At 62.3% G+C, this 19567-nt stretch carries 12 protein-coding genes; 2 read left to right on the forward strand and 10 right to left on the reverse strand.

Annotation, left to right across the window (positions count from 1 at the left end):
• Positions 1–8 precede the first annotated feature (8 nt).
• From pbpC to cmk, 10 genes are all read right to left on the reverse strand, one after another.
• A complete protein-coding gene (gene pbpC / locus GSQ75_RS01660) occupies positions 9–2402 on the reverse strand; it encodes a penicillin-binding protein 1C (RefSeq protein WP_254058403.1) in 2394 nt (797 codons plus the stop codon).
• Between the two features lie 87 nt (positions 2403–2489).
• Positions 2490–8522 (reverse strand): alpha-2-macroglobulin, encoded by a 6033-nt coding sequence (locus tag GSQ75_RS01665; RefSeq protein ID WP_158752803.1) that lies wholly within the window; start codon positions 8520–8522, stop codon positions 2490–2492.
• A gap of 204 nt (positions 8523–8726) precedes the next feature.
• Positions 8727–9611, reverse strand: a complete 885-nt coding sequence (galU, locus tag GSQ75_RS01670) for a UTP--glucose-1-phosphate uridylyltransferase GalU (protein ID WP_158752804.1) — start codon at positions 9609–9611, stop codon at positions 8727–8729.
• On the reverse strand, positions 9608–11509 hold the full coding sequence (locus GSQ75_RS01675; protein ID WP_158752805.1) for a nucleoside-diphosphate sugar epimerase/dehydratase: 1902 nt from the start codon (positions 11507–11509) through the stop codon (positions 9608–9610). Before GSQ75_RS01675 ends, galU begins: the two co-directional genes overlap by 4 nt.
• Positions 11496–12518 (reverse strand): glycosyl transferase family 4, encoded by a 1023-nt coding sequence (locus GSQ75_RS01680; protein ID WP_158753857.1) that lies wholly within the window; start codon positions 12516–12518, stop codon positions 11496–11498. Before GSQ75_RS01680 ends, GSQ75_RS01675 begins: the two co-directional genes overlap by 14 nt.
• Before the next feature lie 7 nt (positions 12519–12525).
• Positions 12526–13698 (reverse strand): lipopolysaccharide assembly protein LapB, encoded by a 1173-nt coding sequence (gene lapB / locus GSQ75_RS01685; protein ID WP_158752806.1) that lies wholly within the window; start codon positions 13696–13698, stop codon positions 12526–12528.
• Entirely contained in the window at positions 13695–13952 is a 258-nt protein-coding gene (locus GSQ75_RS01690) for a LapA family protein (protein ID WP_158752807.1), read from the reverse strand. Before GSQ75_RS01690 ends, lapB begins: the two co-directional genes overlap by 4 nt.
• Positions 13953–14109: 157 nt before the next feature.
• Positions 14110–14409, reverse strand: coding sequence for an integration host factor subunit beta (locus tag GSQ75_RS01695; RefSeq protein ID WP_158752808.1), 300 nt, complete (start codon positions 14407–14409; stop codon positions 14110–14112).
• A gap of 72 nt (positions 14410–14481) precedes the next feature.
• A complete protein-coding gene (rpsA, locus tag GSQ75_RS01700; protein WP_077517932.1) occupies positions 14482–16158 on the reverse strand; it encodes a 30S ribosomal protein S1 in 1677 nt (558 codons plus the stop codon).
• A 187-nt stretch (positions 16159–16345) separates the two neighbouring features.
• Complete coding sequence (gene cmk / locus GSQ75_RS01705) at positions 16346–17026, reverse strand: (d)CMP kinase (protein ID WP_174236682.1); 681 nt, start codon at positions 17024–17026, stop codon at positions 16346–16348.
• Positions 17027–17135: 109 nt separating this feature from the next.
• Here cmk and GSQ75_RS01710 point away from each other — a divergent pair, with 109 nt between their 5' ends.
• A complete protein-coding gene (locus GSQ75_RS01710; RefSeq protein WP_077517930.1) occupies positions 17136–17393 on the forward strand; it encodes an acyl-CoA-binding protein in 258 nt (85 codons plus the stop codon).
• A 99-nt stretch (positions 17394–17492) separates the two neighbouring features.
• On the forward strand, positions 17493–19511 hold the full coding sequence (locus GSQ75_RS01715; RefSeq protein ID WP_158752809.1) for an NADPH-dependent 2,4-dienoyl-CoA reductase: 2019 nt from the start codon (positions 17493–17495) through the stop codon (positions 19509–19511).
• Positions 19512–19567: the final 56 nt, after the last annotated feature.

Genomic DNA, 19567 nt, shown 5'->3' on the forward strand with positions numbered 1-19567 from the left:
GTCGGCGGCTACTCGACCAGGCTGACTGCCAGCGGCCGCTGGTCACTGCGACCATGATCGTCGACGACGCGCACGCTGTAGCTGCCTGCCGTCTGCGGCTGCCAGAACAGTGACTCACCGGGCGCACTACGACCGACATAAGCGTCATTGACGAACCAGTACAACGCATGTGCGTCGGCATCGGTGGTGGCCATGAAAGCGATGCGCTCCTGCCCCAGCTGCTTCAGGCGCAAGGCATAAGTGCTGCCACGCAATGGCGAGGTGATCTGCGGTGGATCGCCATCGGGCGTACCCGCGTCGCGGCAGTCCGGATTCTGCGGTGGCTTGCGCCGTGGGATGCCGGCCTGCGCGAAGACCTGCTGCAGATCCGATGACCAGAATTCATAGACCTCGACATGGGTATGCTTGCCGGCATACGGCGGACACGCGGGTTGGCCACTGGCATCGTCGATCACCACTGGACGATGCACGTTGCTGACCTGGATCGGCGACTTGCCGGGAATGAACCAGGTCCAGCCCTTCTGCGGGCACCATTGATTCGGCAACTCGCCACTGGCCAGACAGATCTCCACGCGCTTGAGGTTGGCTGGCATGTGCCGGACCGGCTCGGCCAGACGTGGCTGTTCGGCCTGGATCGCATCGACGATCTGGAAAAAAAGCGGTGCCGCCGCCTCCGCGCCAACGAAGGCCGGGTTGCCGGTGCTGTCGAAATTGCCCACCCAGACCACCAGCACATACGGACCGAAGCTGCCGGCTGTCCATGCATCGCGGAAGGCCCACGACGTACCGGTCTTCCAGTACACCGGCAGATGGGTAGGCTGCGCGCCGGTGGTTTCGTCCGGCCGCGGGTTCTGCCGCAGCATGTCCATCACCATGAAGCTGGCTTCGTCGCTGAGCATGCGCGTGCCGGCGACTTGCGGATCATCGGCGAGTAGGCGCAGCGGCCTGAGCTCGCCACGATTGGCCAGCATCGCGTAAAGTCCCCCGAGCTCCTGCATGGTCACTTCACCGCCGCCGAGTACCAGCGCCAGACCGTAATGCTTCTCGCTGGCCATGCGGCTGATGCCGGCATCGTGCAGGAACTGGTACAGGCTGGGCTGCTTCAATTGCGAGGCGACCCAGACCGCGGGAATGTTGCGGCTGCGGATCAGCGCATCGGTAGCGGTGATCGGGCCAAGGAAGTGGCCATCGAAATTCTCCGGCGTGTACGGACCGAACGAGGTGGGCACATCGCGCAATACGGTCTGCGGATGTAGCACGCCCTCATCGAAACCCAACGCGTAGATGAAGGGCTTCAGGGTCGACCCGGGCGAACGCTTGGCCAGGGTGCCATTCACCTGGCCATCAATGCTGGCATCGCGATAATTCGCCGAGCCGACCAGCGCCTTGACGCCCATGTCGCGGGTATCGATCAGGATTGCAGCTGCATTGCGGATGCCACGGCTGTCGTTGCGCGCGACAAACTGCCCGATCTGCCGTTCCAGCGCGTGCTGTAAGGTGAGATCAAGCGTGGTAGTGACGCGTGTGTCGGCGTTGTCGTCAAGCACGCCGCGCGCCGCGAGTACCTGCTCGACCAGATGTGGCGCCTCGAACGGCAACTGCGACAATGGGCGCAGGCTGAGCGGCAGCGCAAACAGTGGCTTGAACTCCGCATCCGAAGGATGGATTTTCAGCCAGCGCGTAAAGAGACGATTGCGCGATTCGGCCAGCCACGCATTGATCACCATGCCGCCTTGCGCCTGTGCGGCCTGCAGGCGCCGACTGGGATCCTGTGGGATCACGGCCAGGGTCAGTGCCTCGGGCAGATTCAGCGCAGCGGCAGGCTTGTCGAAATACGCCAGACTCGCGGCACCCACGCCTTCGACATTGCGGCCATACGGCGCGTAGTTGAGGTAGGCCTCGAGTATCTGTTGCTTGGAGTAGAACAGCTCCAGTTGGATGGCTCTGCCCACCTGACGCAGCTTGCCTGCGGGCGTGCGTGTATTGAGTCGCCACAACAGGCGCGCCAACTGCATGGTCACGGTCGAACCGCCCTGCGGATTGCCGTGCCGCGCATAGGTGATCCACGCGCCACGCAACAGGCCATAGGGGTTGAAGCCCGGATGCCAGCGATACCAGCGGTCCTCATGCAGCAGCACGCCGTCCACCAGCTGCGGTGAAATATCCTTCAGAGGCACCCATAACCGATAACGGTCGTCGCTGGCGAGCGTGAGTCGCAACAATCGGCCGTGATCGTCATAGACAGCTGTGGACGATGGCTGCCAGTCACGCAGCGCACGATGCGGCCACAACCGGCAACCGGCCAGCACGACAACCACCAGCATCGCGCCGACCAGCCAGTTCTGCCAGCGCCGCAGCCAGCCGATCACTCCATGCATCAACGCAGCAGGCAAGCTCGTCATGTCGGCCGTCGATGACATGTCTTCACGAACACCGGCTGTTCACCCAGCCCTCTCCCCACGGGGGAGAAGGCATGCATCGCGCCTGGTTCACGGTTTGGGATCGACCACGGTCAGCGTCCCGCCAGCGATCGAGCGCGCCTGGATATTGCGCTCGTACATCGACTCGCCGTAGGCCGGCGGTATCACGAACTTGCCGGCATTGGTGGCCTTGATGCGATAGACGAATTCGCGCACATCCGCGGTAGCGGTACCGTAGATCACCACACGATCTTCGCGGATGTCCGCATATTCGGGCCGCCAGGTGGAACTGCCCAGACCGACCGGCGAACGCCACTCTGAAGGTGCTGCATTGCTGTCGCCACCCTGATCGCTGGCGCCGCTGCCATCGTCCTGCTTGTCAGTCACTACCGGCGGCGGCTGGATCACCGGATCGAAACCACCCGGCAGCAGGTCGACAATGGCCACGTTGGCAACATCATGGTTGTCGGTCGAGCGGATCTTGATATGGACGTCGATCTCCTGGCCGACCTCGATCTTGTCCAGCGCCTTGCCATCGACGTCGGTGTACTCGCGGACGATCTCGAAGCCATTCTTGATCGGCGTGGTCGGCACATCGTTGTCGTAACCACCCTGGCTGGCTACATACCACGACGGCAGGCTGCTGCCGTTGAAGAAGCGCAGGCGTGGAATGCCGTTGCCCCACGTGGCCGTCTGCTGCAAGCCATCCAGCTTGCCCACCGCCTGCAGGCTGCCATCGGGCTTCACAGCGTTGATGGCGAGCTTGGCCGTCTCGTCCTTGGCCAGATTGGCATAGGCATCGAGCGCCAGGATCGTCATCGATGAGGACAAGGTGTTGTAACGACCCTCCTGCAACGGCGTGACAATATTGACCAAGGCCTGTGGCGGCAGATCCCTGACCCGGTCGGGGAAGTGCTTGGCCAGCAGGTACAGCACCGTGCTGTCGCGGATCAGCGGGTCGTAGTAGTAGTCATAGCTCCAGTCCTTGTCCTTGGCCTCGCGCACCAGCAGCTTCTGCGGGCCGGCAATCAATCGCGCCGCCTCGTGGTCCTGCTTGAGCAGCTGATAGGACGCAGCCAGCCATGCTGCGGTCACGTCGTTCTTCCAGTCATCCGGATAGGCAGCATCCAGCCGCTTCTGCACCGAGGCCAGATAGTTGGTGGTGACCGTACCCTGGCGGGTCAGCAGATAGATGGCATACGCGCGCTGGCGCAGCGACGCCAGCGAGTCATCGCCTTCACTGGCAGCGATCTGGCGCAGGTAGTTGTTGCCGGCATCGAACATGTCCTGCGGGACACTCTGGCCGCGATCGCGCGCCTCCAGCATGAAGTGCATCGCATAGTTGCTGAGGAACGCATCCGCATCCGGCGTGGCTTCCCACACGCCGAAGCCGCCTTTGCTGTTCTGCCGGCTGTGCAAGGTGTCGAACAGCGCGCTCAGCGCATCCGCCTCGCTGAAGTCGTTGGTGTCGGTGGATGCCTTGAGCAGTGCCTTGAACTCCGGCCGCTGGCCGAAGACCAGCGCCGGCATCGCACGGCTCAGGATCTGCTCAGTGCAGAAGTGCGGGAAATCCACCAGATAGGCCGTGAGGCCACGGCTGAGTACCAGCGGCAGATTGGAAATCGCCGCATCGCGCTTGGCATACTCGTCGTACATCTGGCGCAGGTTTGGCAGATCGGTCTTGTTGCCCGCGTTGATTTCACCGGCATCCACGACCGTGCGATAGGTGGCCGCCGGACGTACCGACAGATCCACACTCTGCCGTGCCGACTTGTCGCCATAGTTGGCCGAGAAGCTGAGGTTGCCGGAACCGAGCACGCCGGTCGCCTTGACCCGGAACTTCGCCACGCCCTCACGCATTTCGCCCAGGCTCAGCGACTGGCTGTCACTGCCGAGTACCTTTAGTTGCGGGCCGGTCTTCAGCGTCACCTTGACTGGGACTGCCTTGCCACCCAGGCCCGTGAGGTTGTTGGCCACGCCGACACTGACTTCCACCTCATCGCCCGGTGCCACCGTGGTAGGCACGTTCGGCGAGAGCACGAAATCGCCGCGCACGGTGGTGGCACCTTCGAAGGTGCCGATCTGCTCGGACGACACGGTCATCGCCATCACCCGCAGGTTGCCATTGAAATAGTCCGGCACCTGGTATTGCAGATCCTTCTCGCCATCCACGTCGACAATGCCGGACCAGAACACTACCGGCTTGTCGCGCTTGCGCTTGAACGGGTTGAGCTGACGCCCGATCGCCGCGTTCGCGTCACCACCGGGTGCCGCCATCGCCACCAGCTTGGCGAAATCCGGCAGGATCAGGTCGAGGATCTGCGAGGTCTGCACCTCCAGCATGCGCTTGCGGAAGAAATACTTCAGCGGGTCACCCAGCTTGTAGCGCGCCACCTGCAGGATGCCCTCGTCCACGGCCCATACCACCGCCTTGGCCGGATGTGCGGAAGTGAGCTTGAAGGTGACTGTCTCGCCCGGCTTCACCACCGCCGGCGATTCCACCTTGACCTCATTGCGGCGCGCGTCGAGGTTGACCGAGAACGGCACCACCCCATAACTCAGCGGACTCATGAAGATCTCGTCCGAGGATGGATCGCGGATGTACTGCACGTTGATGTAACCGTTGCCCTCGAAATCGGCAGGCACGCTGATGTGCTGCACGGAGCTGGTGCTGTCGGCATGGAACCACGTATACGCGTAGACCTTGTCGCGCTCGATGGTGATCACGCCGCTGCCGGCATACGGCGCGCGGATGGAGACCTCCACTGGCTCGCCCGGCACATAGTCCTGCTTGTCCAGCTTGATCTGCAGTTCGGCATTGCGATCCAGTGCGCGGGCGACGTTGCCGTCACCCATCACCGAATAATCGACACGGTTCACCTCAGTGTCGTCGCTACGCAGTATCTGCAGTGAGTAGTCGCCGGGCTTGTCGGTATTCAGTGCGTAGTCCGTTCCGCCATGAACGATCGCAAGCGGCTGCTCGCTGACCGTGATGTCCTTGAGCTTCGATTCGTACTTGTAGACACCCGAATCCTGCTTGGTCAGCACCGATACGTAGCGATGTTCGAGCAGACGTGCCTTGAGTCCCTTCAGATCGATCGACTTCGCCTGCGGGTCGATCGCCACCAGCTGCAAATGGCGTACGGCGCCATGGCGGATGTATTCGAGGCTGTCCACCGACTTGTAACCGACCAGCCACTCGTTCGCGGACACCAGTGTTTGCGCTGCTGCCGCCACGCTGCGTCCGCCGTCGGCCTCGTAGGCCTTGGCCAGGAAATAGAGTTCATAGCTGGCGTCGGCGTATTTCTTCAGATCCAGCGCGAATTCGACATGCCCCTTGTCGTCGGTGGTGCCATCCTGCAGCTTCTCCTCGTACCCTTCCTTGGCGCGACGGGTGTCGTAGAAGTGGAACTCGGGCCAGCTGTGGAACTCCGGCCATGCCGGGCGCAGGGTCAGCGTAGCCTCCACCCGGCGCGCTGCCGCTGGCGTGCCGAACAGGTTCTGCACATCGACCAGCGCCTTCAGTTGATCGGGCTTTACCCAACCTTCGGCGACCTGCTGTGACAGCTTGGCATTGACCTTCATGCGGTCGGGCAGGAACTCCTTCACCTGCACCGTGGTGCTGCCGATCTGGTCACCGATATCACCGTTCTTGCGGGTGATGTAGAGGTTCACCGTCCAGGTACCGGTAGGCGCCGTTTCGGCCGGTGCATAGGCCAGCTCGCCAAAGCCGGAAGCGTCTATCGACAGCGGCAACTGCTTTACGGTGACACCGCGTGGGTCAACGATTTCCGCCTGCATCGGTACACCGACCACGCTGTGGGTCCAGTTGGCAGCGCGCACGATCAGGCCAATGTGGAAAGTATCGCCCGGCCGGTAGATGCCGCGGTCGGAGAAAAGGTACGACGACAACTCACCCTGGTTGACCGCGTTGCGCTCGCCACCGACATCGAAGCGCGAGTAGTCGATCTGGCGATCGTCGCGGCCCAGTGGCAGGAACGACAGGTCGTCGCCCTTCTTCACCAGATACATCACGGGTGTTTTCTCGTGACCGAGCCCCTTCAGCGAAGGAAAATGCACCACCCCGTCGGCGGTGGTGGTCTGCGAGAACAGAGATTGCCCATTGATCGCCAGCACCGATACGGTGGCCGAATCGACCGGCTTTCCGGTGCTGATCGACTGCACGAACACGTCCTGGCTGCCATCGAGCGCACGCTTTACCAGCAAGCCCAGGTCGGTTACCACCACCAGTCGCGTATCGCTGGTGCCATCGGCATTGCCGGCATCATCACTGCTGTCGCTGTTGTCTGCCTCGCTGCCGTCGCTGGCGGCCGTATCGTCCGTCGCACTGGCGGCGCCATGTGCTTCGCCGGCCTCGGCATCCCTGGCCTTCTTCAACTCTTCAGCCTGCTTCAATTCGGCCTGGCGATCGTAAGCGGACAGGTGCAAAAGGAATACGCCGCGCTTGCCGTCCTTGAGGTACTGGCCCAGGTCGACACCCTCGTAGTGTGCCTTGGTCGGATCGGCTTCCGGAAAGCCGATCTTCTGCACGAAGCGGTCGACGATGTGGTCTTCGCTGAAGTTCGCGTCCATGTCCGGCTGGCTGAACTTGCCGGAGGTGAAGCTGACCAGATGCTGCAGTTGATCCGGCAGCACACGGCCGATGACCATGCGCAGGCCAGGCACGTTCCGCGAGACCACCGACACCCGCTTGCTGCCCGATAAAGGCAGCAATGAGCCGTCAGCCATGAAGTTGAGCAGCTTCGGATAGTCCGGTACGCGGAACAATGCGGTGCGTGGATGACCCATCACGTAACCGCCATAGGACTTCAGCCCCGCGCTCACCCGGACATAGATCTGCTGTCCCGGATCGGCGTGGTACTTGAAGCTCTGCATCTGTTGGTAATCGTTTTCCGCCGGCACCAGTTCCAGCTTCAACGGCTGCGACTGGCTCAGTACGGACTCACTCACCTCGCTCTCGCCCCATTCGTAGGGCGGCTCGTCGTCAGCCTGCGGCGGCTTTTGCTTGGGATTGCGCCTGGGCAGAATCCACGCCTTGGTAAGGCCGGCCAGCTCGGTATCGCGTACCGTGCCGTCCACGTTCATCACCAGCACCTGCTCCGGCTCGTACTTGTCGTTGTTGACGAGGGTCGGCTGGATATCGCCAATGGTCAGGCTGTAAAGGCCCGGCACACGCACACTGGCAGCAAGCGCATCCTTGGTCGGATCGCCGCCACGTACGCTGGCGACGCCCTTGTCCAGCTTGAACTGCACACTGCCATCGTCGCGCGGCAAGGCCAGCGGCTGCGAGTGCACCCACGCGTTGAGCTTGTTGGCGTCGTAGTTGACCGTGTAGGTCAGCGCATCACCGACCTTCAGGCCCTTGGCGTCATACAACGCAAGATTGATGCGCTTCTCGAACTGGCCGGTGTCCACCGGATAATTGAAGCTCACCTGCACGATGGTCTTCTTGGCGGTGGGGTTCTGCGGATCCTGATAGAACTCCGAATTGACGACCGTGGCCGTGAACTGCTGCGTGTCGAAAGTGAAGCTGTCCTCGTCCATCAGCACCTTGGCTGCGAACGCCTTGACCTTGTCGAAGCGGACTTCGTAATGCATTCCGACCGGCCAGTCTTCCGCAGGCACGAAACGCAGGACGCGATCGCTGCTCCAGCTCCACTGCCCTTTCATGACCGGCGACATCACGATGCCTTCGGTTACCGGTTTGCCCACCAGCTCGATCGGTGCGGCCGAACCGGAAAACGTCACCAGCAAGGGGCGAATCGCAATCGGCTTGGTGGTGTAGTCGGTCAGCTCCGGTGCCTGCACCTGGAACGTGATCTTGTCCGGCTCGACCGGTACAGGCAGGTTCTTGTACCAGTGCCAGCCGTACCAGCCGGCCGTTGCCACGATCAGCACCGTCAGCAGGCTGCCGGCGAAATGGAGCGGACGGCGCCGCACCGCCGCCCCGGTGGCTGGCATCCACGCTGGTGCCGACCAGCTCACGTTGCCGATCAACGGCCTGAGAATCAGCGCGACCCCGTAAAGCAACCCGCGCACGAGACGCACTGGCAACAACAGCAGAAACCGCAACAGATCCATAACGCTTCCCGATGATCATCCAATGAACGAACCGGCACCGGATACGGCAAAGCGGCCCCGGAGGAGCGCTTGTTCGAATACCGGTTTCCCCAACGTCATGCTGCCTGACAAACATGGCAGAACACGGCGCAGATTCTGACATACCGTCGGCATGAAACAAGAAGGCGCCACGAGGGCGCCTTCAGTGCAACTTTTAACGTTGCTTCAGAGCTTGCCGATAAATTCGCGCACCACGCTGGCAAGCTTCGGATCCTGCATCGCCATATGCATGGTGGCGCGCACCAGACCAGCCTTGTTGCCACAGTCGAAACGGATACCTTCGAAGCGATAGGCCAGCACCTTGCCCTGCTCCTTCAGCAGTGCTTCGATCGCATCAGTGAGCTGGATCTCGCCGCCGGCGCCTGGCGTGGTCTGTTCCAGCAACTGGAAAATCCGACCCGGAAGCACATAGCGGCCGACCACCGCCAGGTTGGACGGCGCATCGGCAGGCTTGGGCTTCTCCACCATATGGCGGATCTGTGCGCTACGCTCGTCGATCTTCTGCGCATCGACGATGCCGTATTTGTCGGTGTCGTTGTGCGGTACTTCTTCGACCGCGATCACGCCAGCATGCTGCGACTCGGCGAGTTCGGCCATCTGCCGCAACGCGCCCTTGCCCGTGCCGATCGCACCGTTCCAGATCAGGTCGTCAGGCAACACCACGCCGAAGGGTTCGTCACCGACCACCGGCTTGGCACACAGCACGGCATGGCCAAGGCCAAGTGCCTCGGGCTGGGTCACGAAGATCGCCCGCACGTGCCGTGGCAAGGTGCCCTGCACGAGGGCCAGCAACTCGTCCTTGCCCTTTTCCTGCAGCTTCGCCTCCAGTTCGTAGGCCTTGTCGAAGTAATCGGCGATCGCGTGCTTGTAACGATTGGTGACGAAAATCAGCGTATCCGCACCGGCATCCACCGCCTCGTCAACGGCATACTGGATCAGCGGTTTGTCGAGTACCGGCAGCATTTCCTTGGCGACCACCTTGGTCGCCGGCAGAAAACGCGTGCCGAGTCCGGCTACGGGAAACACCACCTTGCGCAGAGGCTTGCTCACTCATTGCTCTCCAGTTTCGTTACAGGGCGGATCGACACCACGTTGTCCGGTTGTGCCGACTCGCTCCAGCGGAACGAAGGTAGCAGACTGGATACACAGCGCCGAAGTTCTTCTTCATCGAATACATCGACGGCCTCGGCGGCCTTGCTCAACAGCGCCTGCAGCAGCTCCCACGATACTTCGCGATGCTGCGCCAGGAAGATCTTGGCGTGTTCGGTGGCACTGTAGTTTTCCAGCGGGTGGAACAGTTCCTCGAACAGCTTCTCGCCGGCACGCAGACCGGTGTAGACGATCGGGATTTCGCTGCCCGGCTTCTTGCCGGCCAGACGAATCATCTGTTCGGCCAGATCGCGGATCTTCACCGGTTCGCCCATGTCGAGCGCGAAGATCTCGCCACCCTTGCCGATGCTCGCGCTCTGCAGGATCAACTGGCAGGCCTCGGGAATCGTCATGAAATAGCGCGAGATCTCCGGATGAGTCACGGTGATCGGGCCGCCTGCGCGGATCTGCTCCCGGAACAGCGGAACCACGGATCCGGCCGAATCCAGCACATTGCCGAAACGCACCGTCATGAAACGCGTATCGGCATGCGCATTGAGGTTCTGGCAATAGATCTCGGCGACACGCTTGCACGCACCCATCACGCTGGTCGGGTTGACCGCCTTGTCGGTTGAGATCAGCACGAAACACTCGACACCGACCTCGCGTGCGGCGTCAGCCACCGTGCACGTACCCAGCACGTTGTTGCGGAACGCCGCGCGCAGTTGCCCCTGCAGCATCGGCACATGCTTGTAGGCCGCGGCATGGAAAACCACCTGCGGCTTGGCTTCCGCGAATACCTTGTGCATCGCGGCCTGGTCACCGCAGTTGGCCAGGATGCCTTCGAGGATCAGCTCCGGAAAATCCGCGCGCAGTTCCTGGGTGATCCGATAGAGGTTGTATTCGCTCTGCTCGACCACGATCAGCGACTGCGCGCCCAGCCGGGCAACCTGTCGGCACAGTTCCGAGCCGATCGAACCACCACCACCAGTGATCAGCACGCGACGCGCGGTCAGGGTCTCGCGGATCGCGGTCCAGTCCAGCTCCACCGCGTCGCGCCCTAGCAGATCCTCGATCGCCACTTCCTTGATCTGGTTGAACTGTGCCCGACCGGCAACCACGTCCTCCAGCCGCGGCACCGTTCGATAGGGCAGATCGGTGACATCGCACAGTGACACCACGCGCCGCATCTCGGTGGTCGATGCGCCGGGCAAGGCGATGAGCAACATGTCGACTGCTGCCTCACGTGCCATCTCAGGCAATTGGTCGAAACGACCCAGCACCGGGTGACCATTGATACTGGCGCCGCGCAGGCTGGCCTTGTCATCAACAAAACCCACCACGGCATAGCGGCTGTCGTGGCGCAGGTCACGTGACAGCACTTCGCCAGCCCGATCCGCACCCACGATCAGAACCCGCTTCACGGTCTGGTTATGCAACAGGTCGTTGCGGCTGTCCTTCCAGTAGCGGTAGATCAGCCGCGGTCCGCCAAGTAGCGCCGCCAGCAAGATGGGGTAAAGCAGCAGGACCGAACGCGGCACGCCATCGAGCCGGTTGTACAGGAACAGCGCGAGATAAATCGCTACCGCCCCTGTTACCGCCGCGCGAAGGATGTTCCAGAGATCCGGCATGCTGGCAAAGCGCCAGACGCTCTTGTACAGCCCGGTCCAGCGGAAGATCAGCCCTTGCACCAGCAGCACGATCGGGAATTCGAACAGTTGATAACTGACGATCTCGTCCGGCTTCAACTCATAACGCAACAGCTTGGCGATCCACCACGCCAATGCCGCCATGGTCAGGTCATGGAGTACAACCGCGATACGCGGGTGAATGAAACCGACAAGTTTACGCAGCGACATGGCGGTCCTTGGAAAGATGACGTCGCAGGCAGCGACGTTTCAGCGCCAGCCACAGGGCTGCAGCCGCCGAATAAACGAGCATGGTAATCGGCAACGCCAACTCCAGATGACTCCAGGCCAACCAGGTGAACGGTGCCGCGACCAGCAGGTTCCAGGCCAGGTAACCGCCCCCTACCCCTGCATGGGAGCCACCATGGCGTACCAGCCACTGGTACAGATGTTCGCGGTGCGCAGTGTACCAGCGGCGCCCACGCCACATGCGCGTCAACAGGGTCAGGCTGGCATCCACCAGGAACGCCGACGACAGAGTCAGCGCCGGCCACAGCAAGGCATGCTCGATACGCCACAGCATCGCGCTGAACGCAAAGATCAACAGGCCGGCACTGCCGCTGCCGACATCGCCCATGAAAATCCGTGCCGGTGAGCGGTTGTAGTACCAGAAACCCAGCGCCGCCGCCGCCAACGTCGCGGCCGCCAACGCGAGTGCAGGCTGTGCCACCGCCCACGCAAGGAGCGCCAGCCCACTGGCGACAAACATCACCTGTTGTGCCAGCAAACCATCAATCCCGTCCATGAAATTGTGCAGGTTGATGCTCCAGGCACCGCCGATCAGCAACAGCGGCAGCCACCATATCGACAAACCCGTCGCCAGCAACGCGAGAGAAAACCCGAATACTGCCAACAGTTGTGCTGCGAATCTCGGCAACACCGGCAGCGACTGGTGATCGTCCCACCAGCCTGCCAGTGCCACCAGCACCAGCGCGCCGAGCAGTCCTGCGATCACACTGGCCGGCCATGCCCCCGGCAAACTCCACAATGTGCCAGGCAGACAGACGAGCATCGCCACCACAATACCGATGCCACCACCACGCGGGGTAGCCAGGCTATGCGAACGACGCTGTCCCGGGTGATCGAGCATTCCGCGCCGATGTGCATAGCCGATCGCACCACGCACCAGCAACAGTGTAATCAGCAACGCTGTGAACAACCATCCAATGGCCATGGCGATCCTCATGTCACTCGCTGGCGACGCCATGGATCGGACGGATCGTGCTCCAGCTCTTGCAACTGGGGCATTGCCAGTGATGTGCCTTGGCACCGAAGCCGCAGCGACTGCAGCGATACATCGCCTGGCCTTCCAGCAGTTTCTTGGTGAGATCACGCAGGATCAGGAAATTCTCGCGCGCCTCGCCTTCGATCTTGTCCATGGTCGCGTCGATCAGTGCCATCAGGCCGCGCACGGACGGCCGTTGGCGCAGTTGCGAAGTCAGGAAGTCGATCCCCGCCCGCTCGCCATCACGCTGCCGGTAGATCTGGGTCAAGGCCAGCACGGGCGAGATGCCGTGGTAACGCACCAGCATTTCTCTGAGGAAAACTTCGGCGCGTTCCATCTGCTGCGAACGGGCATAGCTGTTGAGCAGTGGCGGCAGGATCTCCGGGGTGAACGCGATGTCAGCCTGGACGGCCGCTTCATAGGCAGTGACCGCCTCGACATGCTGATCATCCTCGGCATGCAGCCGGCCGGTCAGCATGAACGCGCGCACACAATCCGGCTGACAGTCGAATGCCTGACGCAGATAATCGCGCGCCTCGGCGCGGGCACCATGCTGGCGTGAGCGGTCGGCAAGTTCGCAATAGAACTGGGCGATCATCGGCGTCTCGTCTTCGCCGGTCATGATCTCCAACCGGCGCGCATGCTCGATTGCCTTGTGCCAATCGCGTTCGTGCTGGTAGATAGCGATCAGGTGGCGCAACGCCGACGGTGCATGCGCATCCATCGCCACCAGGTCGGAAAAAAGCGCTTCGGCACGATCCAGCAAACCAGCGCGCATATAGTCTTCACCCAGCTCCAGCAGCGCCACCGTCTTCATGGCGTCGGACAGGCCGGGCCGGGAAACCAAGTGCTGATGCAGGCGGATTGCCCGATCCACTTCGCCACGGCGACGGAACAGGTTGCCCAGCGCCAGATGGGTTTCCACTGTATCGCGGTTGTATTCGGCCAGCTTGAGGAAAACCTCGATCGCCTTGTCCTGCTCCTCGTTGAGCAGGTAATTCAGGCCGCGGAAGTAGTCCGAGGAAAGCTCACTGACTTCGGCGCCGGAACGACGCGCGCCGATACGGCGGGAAGCCCACCAGCCCAGAGCGAAGGCAGCTGGCACCAGCGGAACCAGCACAGACGGAAAATTCATGGCTTGGGCGGCAACTTCTTTTCGACACGCAGTTGCTGACGATGCAGGCGACGTTGGCGCGAACTCACACCAATCCATGCGGTAAGGCCGCCAAGCAGCCAGCCGATCACCACGGCACCAAGCAAGGCAGCACCCTTGGGCAGCCGCACTTGCGCGAACGCGAGGTCGTAACCGACCAGGTCGGCATTGAGCGCACCCAGCACCACGCCGGCAGCGATGAAGATCACAAGGATGAGTATGGCGAGCAGTCGCATGCCCAGACTTTACCCGATTGGCCGCGGCGGGCACAGACAATGCGTGCCATCAATGTGGTGGCGATTCAGAACAGGCCCGCAGTCGTGCCGGATCTGCAGGCAAAAAGAAGGCAGGCCGACTTGCGTCGCCTGCCTTCGGTAAACCTCGGTTACCGACTCAGCCGGCTTCCTGATCCAGATCAAGATTGACGCGTTCGCGCAATTCCTTGCCTGGCTTGAAATGCGGCACGTGCTTGCCTGGCAGCGCCACGGCGTCGCCCGTCTTCGGGTTGCGCCCCATCCGTGGTGGACGGTAATGCAACGCGAAGCTGCCGAAACCGCGCACCTCAATGCGTTCGCCGTGAGCCAGTGCATGGCTCATCTGCTCGATCACACTCTTGACGGCCATCTCGACGTCAGCAAACGCAAGATGGGTCTGACGCTTCGCCAGCGCCTCGATCAATTCGGATTTGGTCATGGGACCCCAATGTCCGTGACATGAAACAGCGGGGCAGCGATGTGCCGCCCCGCATCCGTCTGCAACGTGAGATCAATCAGCCTTGTCGAACTGCTCTTTGAGCAACGCGCCAAGCTTGGTCGTGCCGGTCGATGCCGACGCGTAGTCGACAGCAGCCACCTCAGGCACATCTTCCTCGTCCTTCGCGCGGATCGAGAGTGCCAGCTGGCGACCCTTGCGATCCATGCCCGTGAACTTGGCTTCGACCTTGTCGCCCACCTTCAGATGCAGCGTGGCATCCTCGATGCGCTCCTTGGCGATGTCGTTGGCGCGCAGGTAACCCTCGACGCCCTCGCCCAGATCGATCACTGCACCCTTCGCATCGACTTCCTTGACGGTGCCGTTGACGATGGTGCCGCGCGGATTCGCCGCCATGAACTGGCCGAACGGATCCTGCTCCATCTGCTTGATGCCGAGCGAGATGCGCTCGCGCTCCGGATCAACGGCCAACACCACGGCCTCGATCTCGTCACCCTTCTTGAAGTTGCGAACCAGATCTTCGCCGGACATCTGCCAGGAGATATCGGACAGGTGCACCAGACCGTCGATGCCGCCGTCCAGGCCGATGAACACGCCGAAATCGGTGATCGACTTGATCTGACCGGAGACCTTGTCGCCCTTCTTGTGCATCGCTGCGAAGGCTTCCCACGGGTTCGAGCGGGTCTGCTTGATACCCAGCGAGATGCGGCGACGCTCCTCATCCACGTCCAGCACGGTGACTTCGGTCTCATCACCGACCTGAACCACCTTGGCCGGATTGACGTTCTTGTTGGTCCAATCCATCTCGGACACGTGCACCAGACCTTCCACGCCCGGCTCGATCTCGACGAAGCAGCCGTAATCGGTGACGTTGGAAACCTTGCCGAACAGGCGGCTGCCGACCGGATAACGGCGGGCAATCGCGACCCACGGGTCGTCGCCCAGCTGCTTCAGGCCGAGCGAAACGCGGTTGCGCTCCTTGTCGTACTTCAGCACACGCACGTCCAGCTCGTCGCCGACGTTGACCACTTCGGACGGATGACGCACACGCTTCCACGCCATGTCGGTGATGTGCAGCAGGCCGTCGATACCGCCCAGATCCACGAACGCGCCGTAGTCGGTCAGGTTCTTGACGGTGCCCTTGACCACGGCGCCCTCGGTCAGACGCTCAAGCAGCTGCTCGCGCTCGGCCGAGAACTCGGTCTCGACGACGGCGCGGCGGCTGACCACCACGTTGTTGCGCTTGCGGTCGAGCTTGATGATCTTGAACTCGAGTTCCTTGCCCTCGAGGAACACAGGGTCGCGTACCGGGCGCACGTCGACCAGCGAGCCCGGCAGGAATGCGCGGACGTCCTTGATGTCGACCGTGAAACCGCCCTTGACCTTGCCGGAGATGAGGCCAACGATGGTCTCTTCCTTGTCGAACGCGTGCTCGAGGTCGTCCCACACCATCGAGCGCTTGGCTTTCTCGCGTGACAGCTTGGTTTCGCCGAAACCGTCTTCCAAAGCTTCGAGGGCAACCTTCACCTCGTCGCCTACCTGCACCTCCAGTACGCCCTCTTCGTTCTTGAACTGCTCGATCGGGACGATGCCTTCGCTCTTCAGGCCAGCATTGATCACGACGACGTCATTGCGGATTTCCACAACGATGCCGGTGACGATGGCGCCGGGCTTCAGCTTGGAGATAGCCTGTTGGCTCTGTTCAAACAGTTCGGCAAAACTTTCAGTCATGTTGATTCCATAGTGGGAAAAGACCGTGATCCGTTGCGCTTGCTGACGTGTTGCGCACGAACTTTCCGGTCCACCGGTCGGGGGTGTCTTCAGGTGGTTCCTCGGAACCGACCGTCGTCACCGTGGGTCAAAATCCCCTGCCGCAGCAGGAGCGCAGAAACCGCCGCGCAACCGGATCCTTGATGATCTATGGCTGCACGACGGCAAGTACTTTCGCGACAACCTCGTCGATGCCCATGCCGGTGGTGTCTATCAGCAAGGCATCTTCGGCAGGCTTGAGCGGCGCGACCGCACGCGATGCATCACGGCTGTCACGCGCTTCAATTTCGCGCTGAAGGCCGCCAAGTGTAACGCTGAGTCCCTTTTCCTTCAACTGCTTATAGCGTCTTTTCGCGCGTTCGGCGGCGCTCGCGGTAAGGAACACCTTGAACGCGGCGTCCGGGAAGATCACCGTCCCCATGTCCCGCCCGTCGGCGACCAGCCCGGGCGACTTGCGAAAGCCCAGCTGCAGCGCCACCAAGGCCTCGCGCACCGACGGCATCGAGGCAATCGCCGAGGCCGCTGCACCGGCGGTTTCGGTGCGCAGCTCGTCGGTAGCATCGTGTCCGTTGACCACGACCCGTGTCGCACCACCGTCGGTGGCCGCGCGAAACTGGATTTTCGTGCTGTGGGCGCAACGGGTCACCGCCTCCACATCGGACAGATCCAGCCCGGCCATGCCGGCGGCATAGCCCACCGCCCGGTACAGCGCCCCGGAATCCAGCAACCGCCAGCCCAGATGCTCGGCCACCAAGGCGCTGATCGTGCCCTTGCCCGATCCCGACGGCCCGTCGATGGTAAGTACGGGTACAGGCGGGGCATGACTCATGATGATTCCTGGCTGGGCGGTCGAAAGCGGAAGTTTAACGCGTTGACCCCACTGGGAACGCGTGCTATCTAGCCGGTCTCCTTGCACTCAAGTCAGCCCAATCCGCCTTATGACCGATCTTCGCCGCGAGTTCGAACAAGCCGCCGAGGACATCCAGCAATTGGGTTTGCGCCCCGACAACGACACCTTGCTGAAGCTCTATGCCCTGTACAAGCAAGGCTCGGAGGGTGACCTGCGCCGAACCCAGCCAGGCTTCTTCGACTTTGTCGGCACCGCCAAACACGAGGCATGGGCACAATTGAACGGCGTGCCCGAAGAGGAAGCCATGCGCCGTTACATCGCGCTGGTGCATCAGCTGCTGGCGTGAGTTTCCCGGCCTGAGTTTGCCGCGGTGCATACGCAGCGCTTGCTTTCCTATGCCCAACACCGGCACATTCATACGATCGTTTGATCCGGTGCAGGTCGCATGAACTACCCGAAGCTGTTCGCTCCGCTCGATCTGGGCCACGTCACCCTGCCCAACCGCATCCTGATGGGGTCGATGCACACCGGGCTGGAGGACAAGGCTAGCGACTATGACAAACTGGCGGCCTATTTCGCCGAGCGCGCACGCGGCGGCGTCGGACTGATGGTCACCGGTGGCATTGCGCCGAGCATCCAGGGCTGGCTGAAACCGTTTGGCGGCCGCCTCACGATGCCATGGCACAAGCCGCGCCATCGCAAGCTCACCGATGCCGTGCATGCCGAAGGCGGCCGCATCTGCCTGCAGATCCTGCATGCCGGGCGCTATGGCTATCACCCGCTGTCGGTGGCGCCGTCGAAGATCAAGTCGCCGATCACTCCGTTCACACCGCGAGCGCTGTCTTCGCGCGGCGTGGAGCGCACCATCCACGACTTCGTGCATTGCGCGAAACTGGCCCAGGATGCCGGCTACGACGGTGTCGAGGTGATGGGATCGGAAGGCTATCTGATCAACCAGTTCATCGCCGAGCGCACCAACCACCGCAATGACGCCTGGGGCGGCGACGCCACCCGCCGCATGCGCTTCGCGATCGAGATCGTGCGCCGCACGCGCGCAGCGGTCGGGCGCAACTTCATCATCATCTATCGGCTGTCGATGCTCGATCTGGTCGAGGGTGGCCAGGACTGGAGCGAGATCGTGAAGCTGGCCAAGGCGATCGAAGCGGCCGGCGCCTCGATCATCAATACCGGCATCGGCTGGCACGAGGCGCGCGTACCGACCATCGTCACCAGCGTGCCGCGCGCCGGCTTTGCCTGGGTCACCAAGAAGCTCAAGGGCGAAGTGGCGATCCCGCTGATCGCCACCAACCGCATCAACATGCCTGAGGTGGCCGAACGCATCCTGGCCGATGGAGAGGCCGACATGGTCTCGATGGCGCGCCCGCTGCTGGCCGATCCCGCCTGGGCCAACAAGGCCAAGGCCGGGCGCAGCGAACGCATCAACACCTGCATCGCCTGCAACCAAGCCTGCCTCGACCATGTGTTCCAGAACAAGCGGGCCAGCTGCCTGGTCAACCCGCGCGCCTGTCACGAGACCGAGCTGAAGATTGAACCAGCCAGTGTGCGCAAGCGCATCGCGGTCATTGGTGCCGGACCGGCCGGCATGGCCTGCGCCAGCACGTTGGGTGAGCGCGGCCATGCGGTGACGCTGATCGACAAAGCCAACGAGATTGGCGGCCAGTTCAACTACGCCAAGCAGATCCCGGGCAAGGAAGAATTCCACGAGACACTGCGCTATTTCCGCCATCAACTGAGCGACACCGGCGTCGACGTGCAGCTGGGCCAGACCGCAGATGCGGCGTCACTGCATGCTGGTGGCTATGACGAAGTGGTGATCGCCACCGGCATCACGCCGCGCACGGTGAGCTTCCCTGGCAGCGATGATCCGCGTGTGCTGAGTTATCTGGATGTCCTTGCCCGTCACCAGAGCGTTGGCGCGAAAGTGGCGATCATTGGCGCCGGCGGCATCGGCTTCGACGTGGCCGAATTCCTGGTCGAGCACGCGCCCTCGCCCACCACCGACGTAGCCCGCTGGACCCGCGAGTGGGGCGTGGACATGCAGCTGGCGCAACGTGGCGGCCTGCAGAAGCCGAAACCGGAAGCTCCGGCCCGGCAGATCTGGCTATTGCAGCGCAGCGAGGGGCGTCCTGGCACGCGGCTCAACAAGACCACCGGCTGGGTACACCGGGCCACGCTCAAGGCCAAGCAGGTCAGCATGCTGGGCAAGGTCAGCTATCAGCGTTTCGACGATCAGGGTCTGCACATCACCGTCGATGGCGCCCCACAAATCCTGCCGGTCGACCACGTGGTGGTCTGTGCCGGTCAGGAACCGAACCGGCGGCTGGCCGATGAGTTGATCGCGGCTGGCTTGAAGGTGCACGTCATTGGCGGCGCCGATGTGGCTGCCGAACTCGACGCCAAGCGTGCCATCGCCCAAGGCACCCGGCTGGCCAGCCAGATCTGATTCCATAAGCCAGATACGCCGACGCCGCTGTCAGGAAGGCAGCGGCGTCGGGAACA

The sequence above is a fragment of the Dyella sp. S184 genome (assembly GCF_009766065.1).
In the GTDB taxonomy this organism is placed as follows: domain Bacteria; phylum Pseudomonadota; class Gammaproteobacteria; order Xanthomonadales; family Rhodanobacteraceae; genus Rhodanobacter.

Coding starts and splice junctions, on each gene's coding strand:
- pbpC (WP_254058403.1), bottom strand. CDS start 2,402: ATGACGAGCTTGCCTGCTGCGTTGATGCATGGAGTGATCGGCTGGCTG.
- GSQ75_RS01665 (WP_158752803.1), bottom strand. CDS start 8,522: ATGGATCTGTTGCGGTTTCTGCTGTTGTTGCCAGTGCGTCTCGTGCGC.
- GSQ75_RS01675 (WP_158752805.1), bottom strand. CDS start 11,509: ATGTCGCTGCGTAAACTTGTCGGTTTCATTCACCCGCGTATCGCGGTT.
- lapB (WP_158752806.1), bottom strand. CDS start 13,698: ATGAATTTTCCGTCTGTGCTGGTTCCGCTGGTGCCAGCTGCCTTCGCT.
- GSQ75_RS01690 (WP_158752807.1), bottom strand. CDS start 13,952: ATGCGACTGCTCGCCATACTCATCCTTGTGATCTTCATCGCTGCCGGC.
- GSQ75_RS01695 (WP_158752808.1), bottom strand. CDS start 14,409: ATGACCAAATCCGAATTGATCGAGGCGCTGGCGAAGCGTCAGACCCAT.
- rpsA (WP_077517932.1), bottom strand. CDS start 16,158: ATGACTGAAAGTTTTGCCGAACTGTTTGAACAGAGCCAACAGGCTATC.
- cmk (WP_174236682.1), bottom strand. CDS start 17,026: ATGAGTCATGCCCCGCCTGTACCCGTACTTACCATCGACGGGCCGTCG.
- GSQ75_RS01710 (WP_077517930.1), top strand. CDS start 17,136: ATGACCGATCTTCGCCGCGAGTTCGAACAAGCCGCCGAGGACATCCAG.
- GSQ75_RS01715 (WP_158752809.1), top strand. CDS start 17,493: ATGAACTACCCGAAGCTGTTCGCTCCGCTCGATCTGGGCCACGTCACC.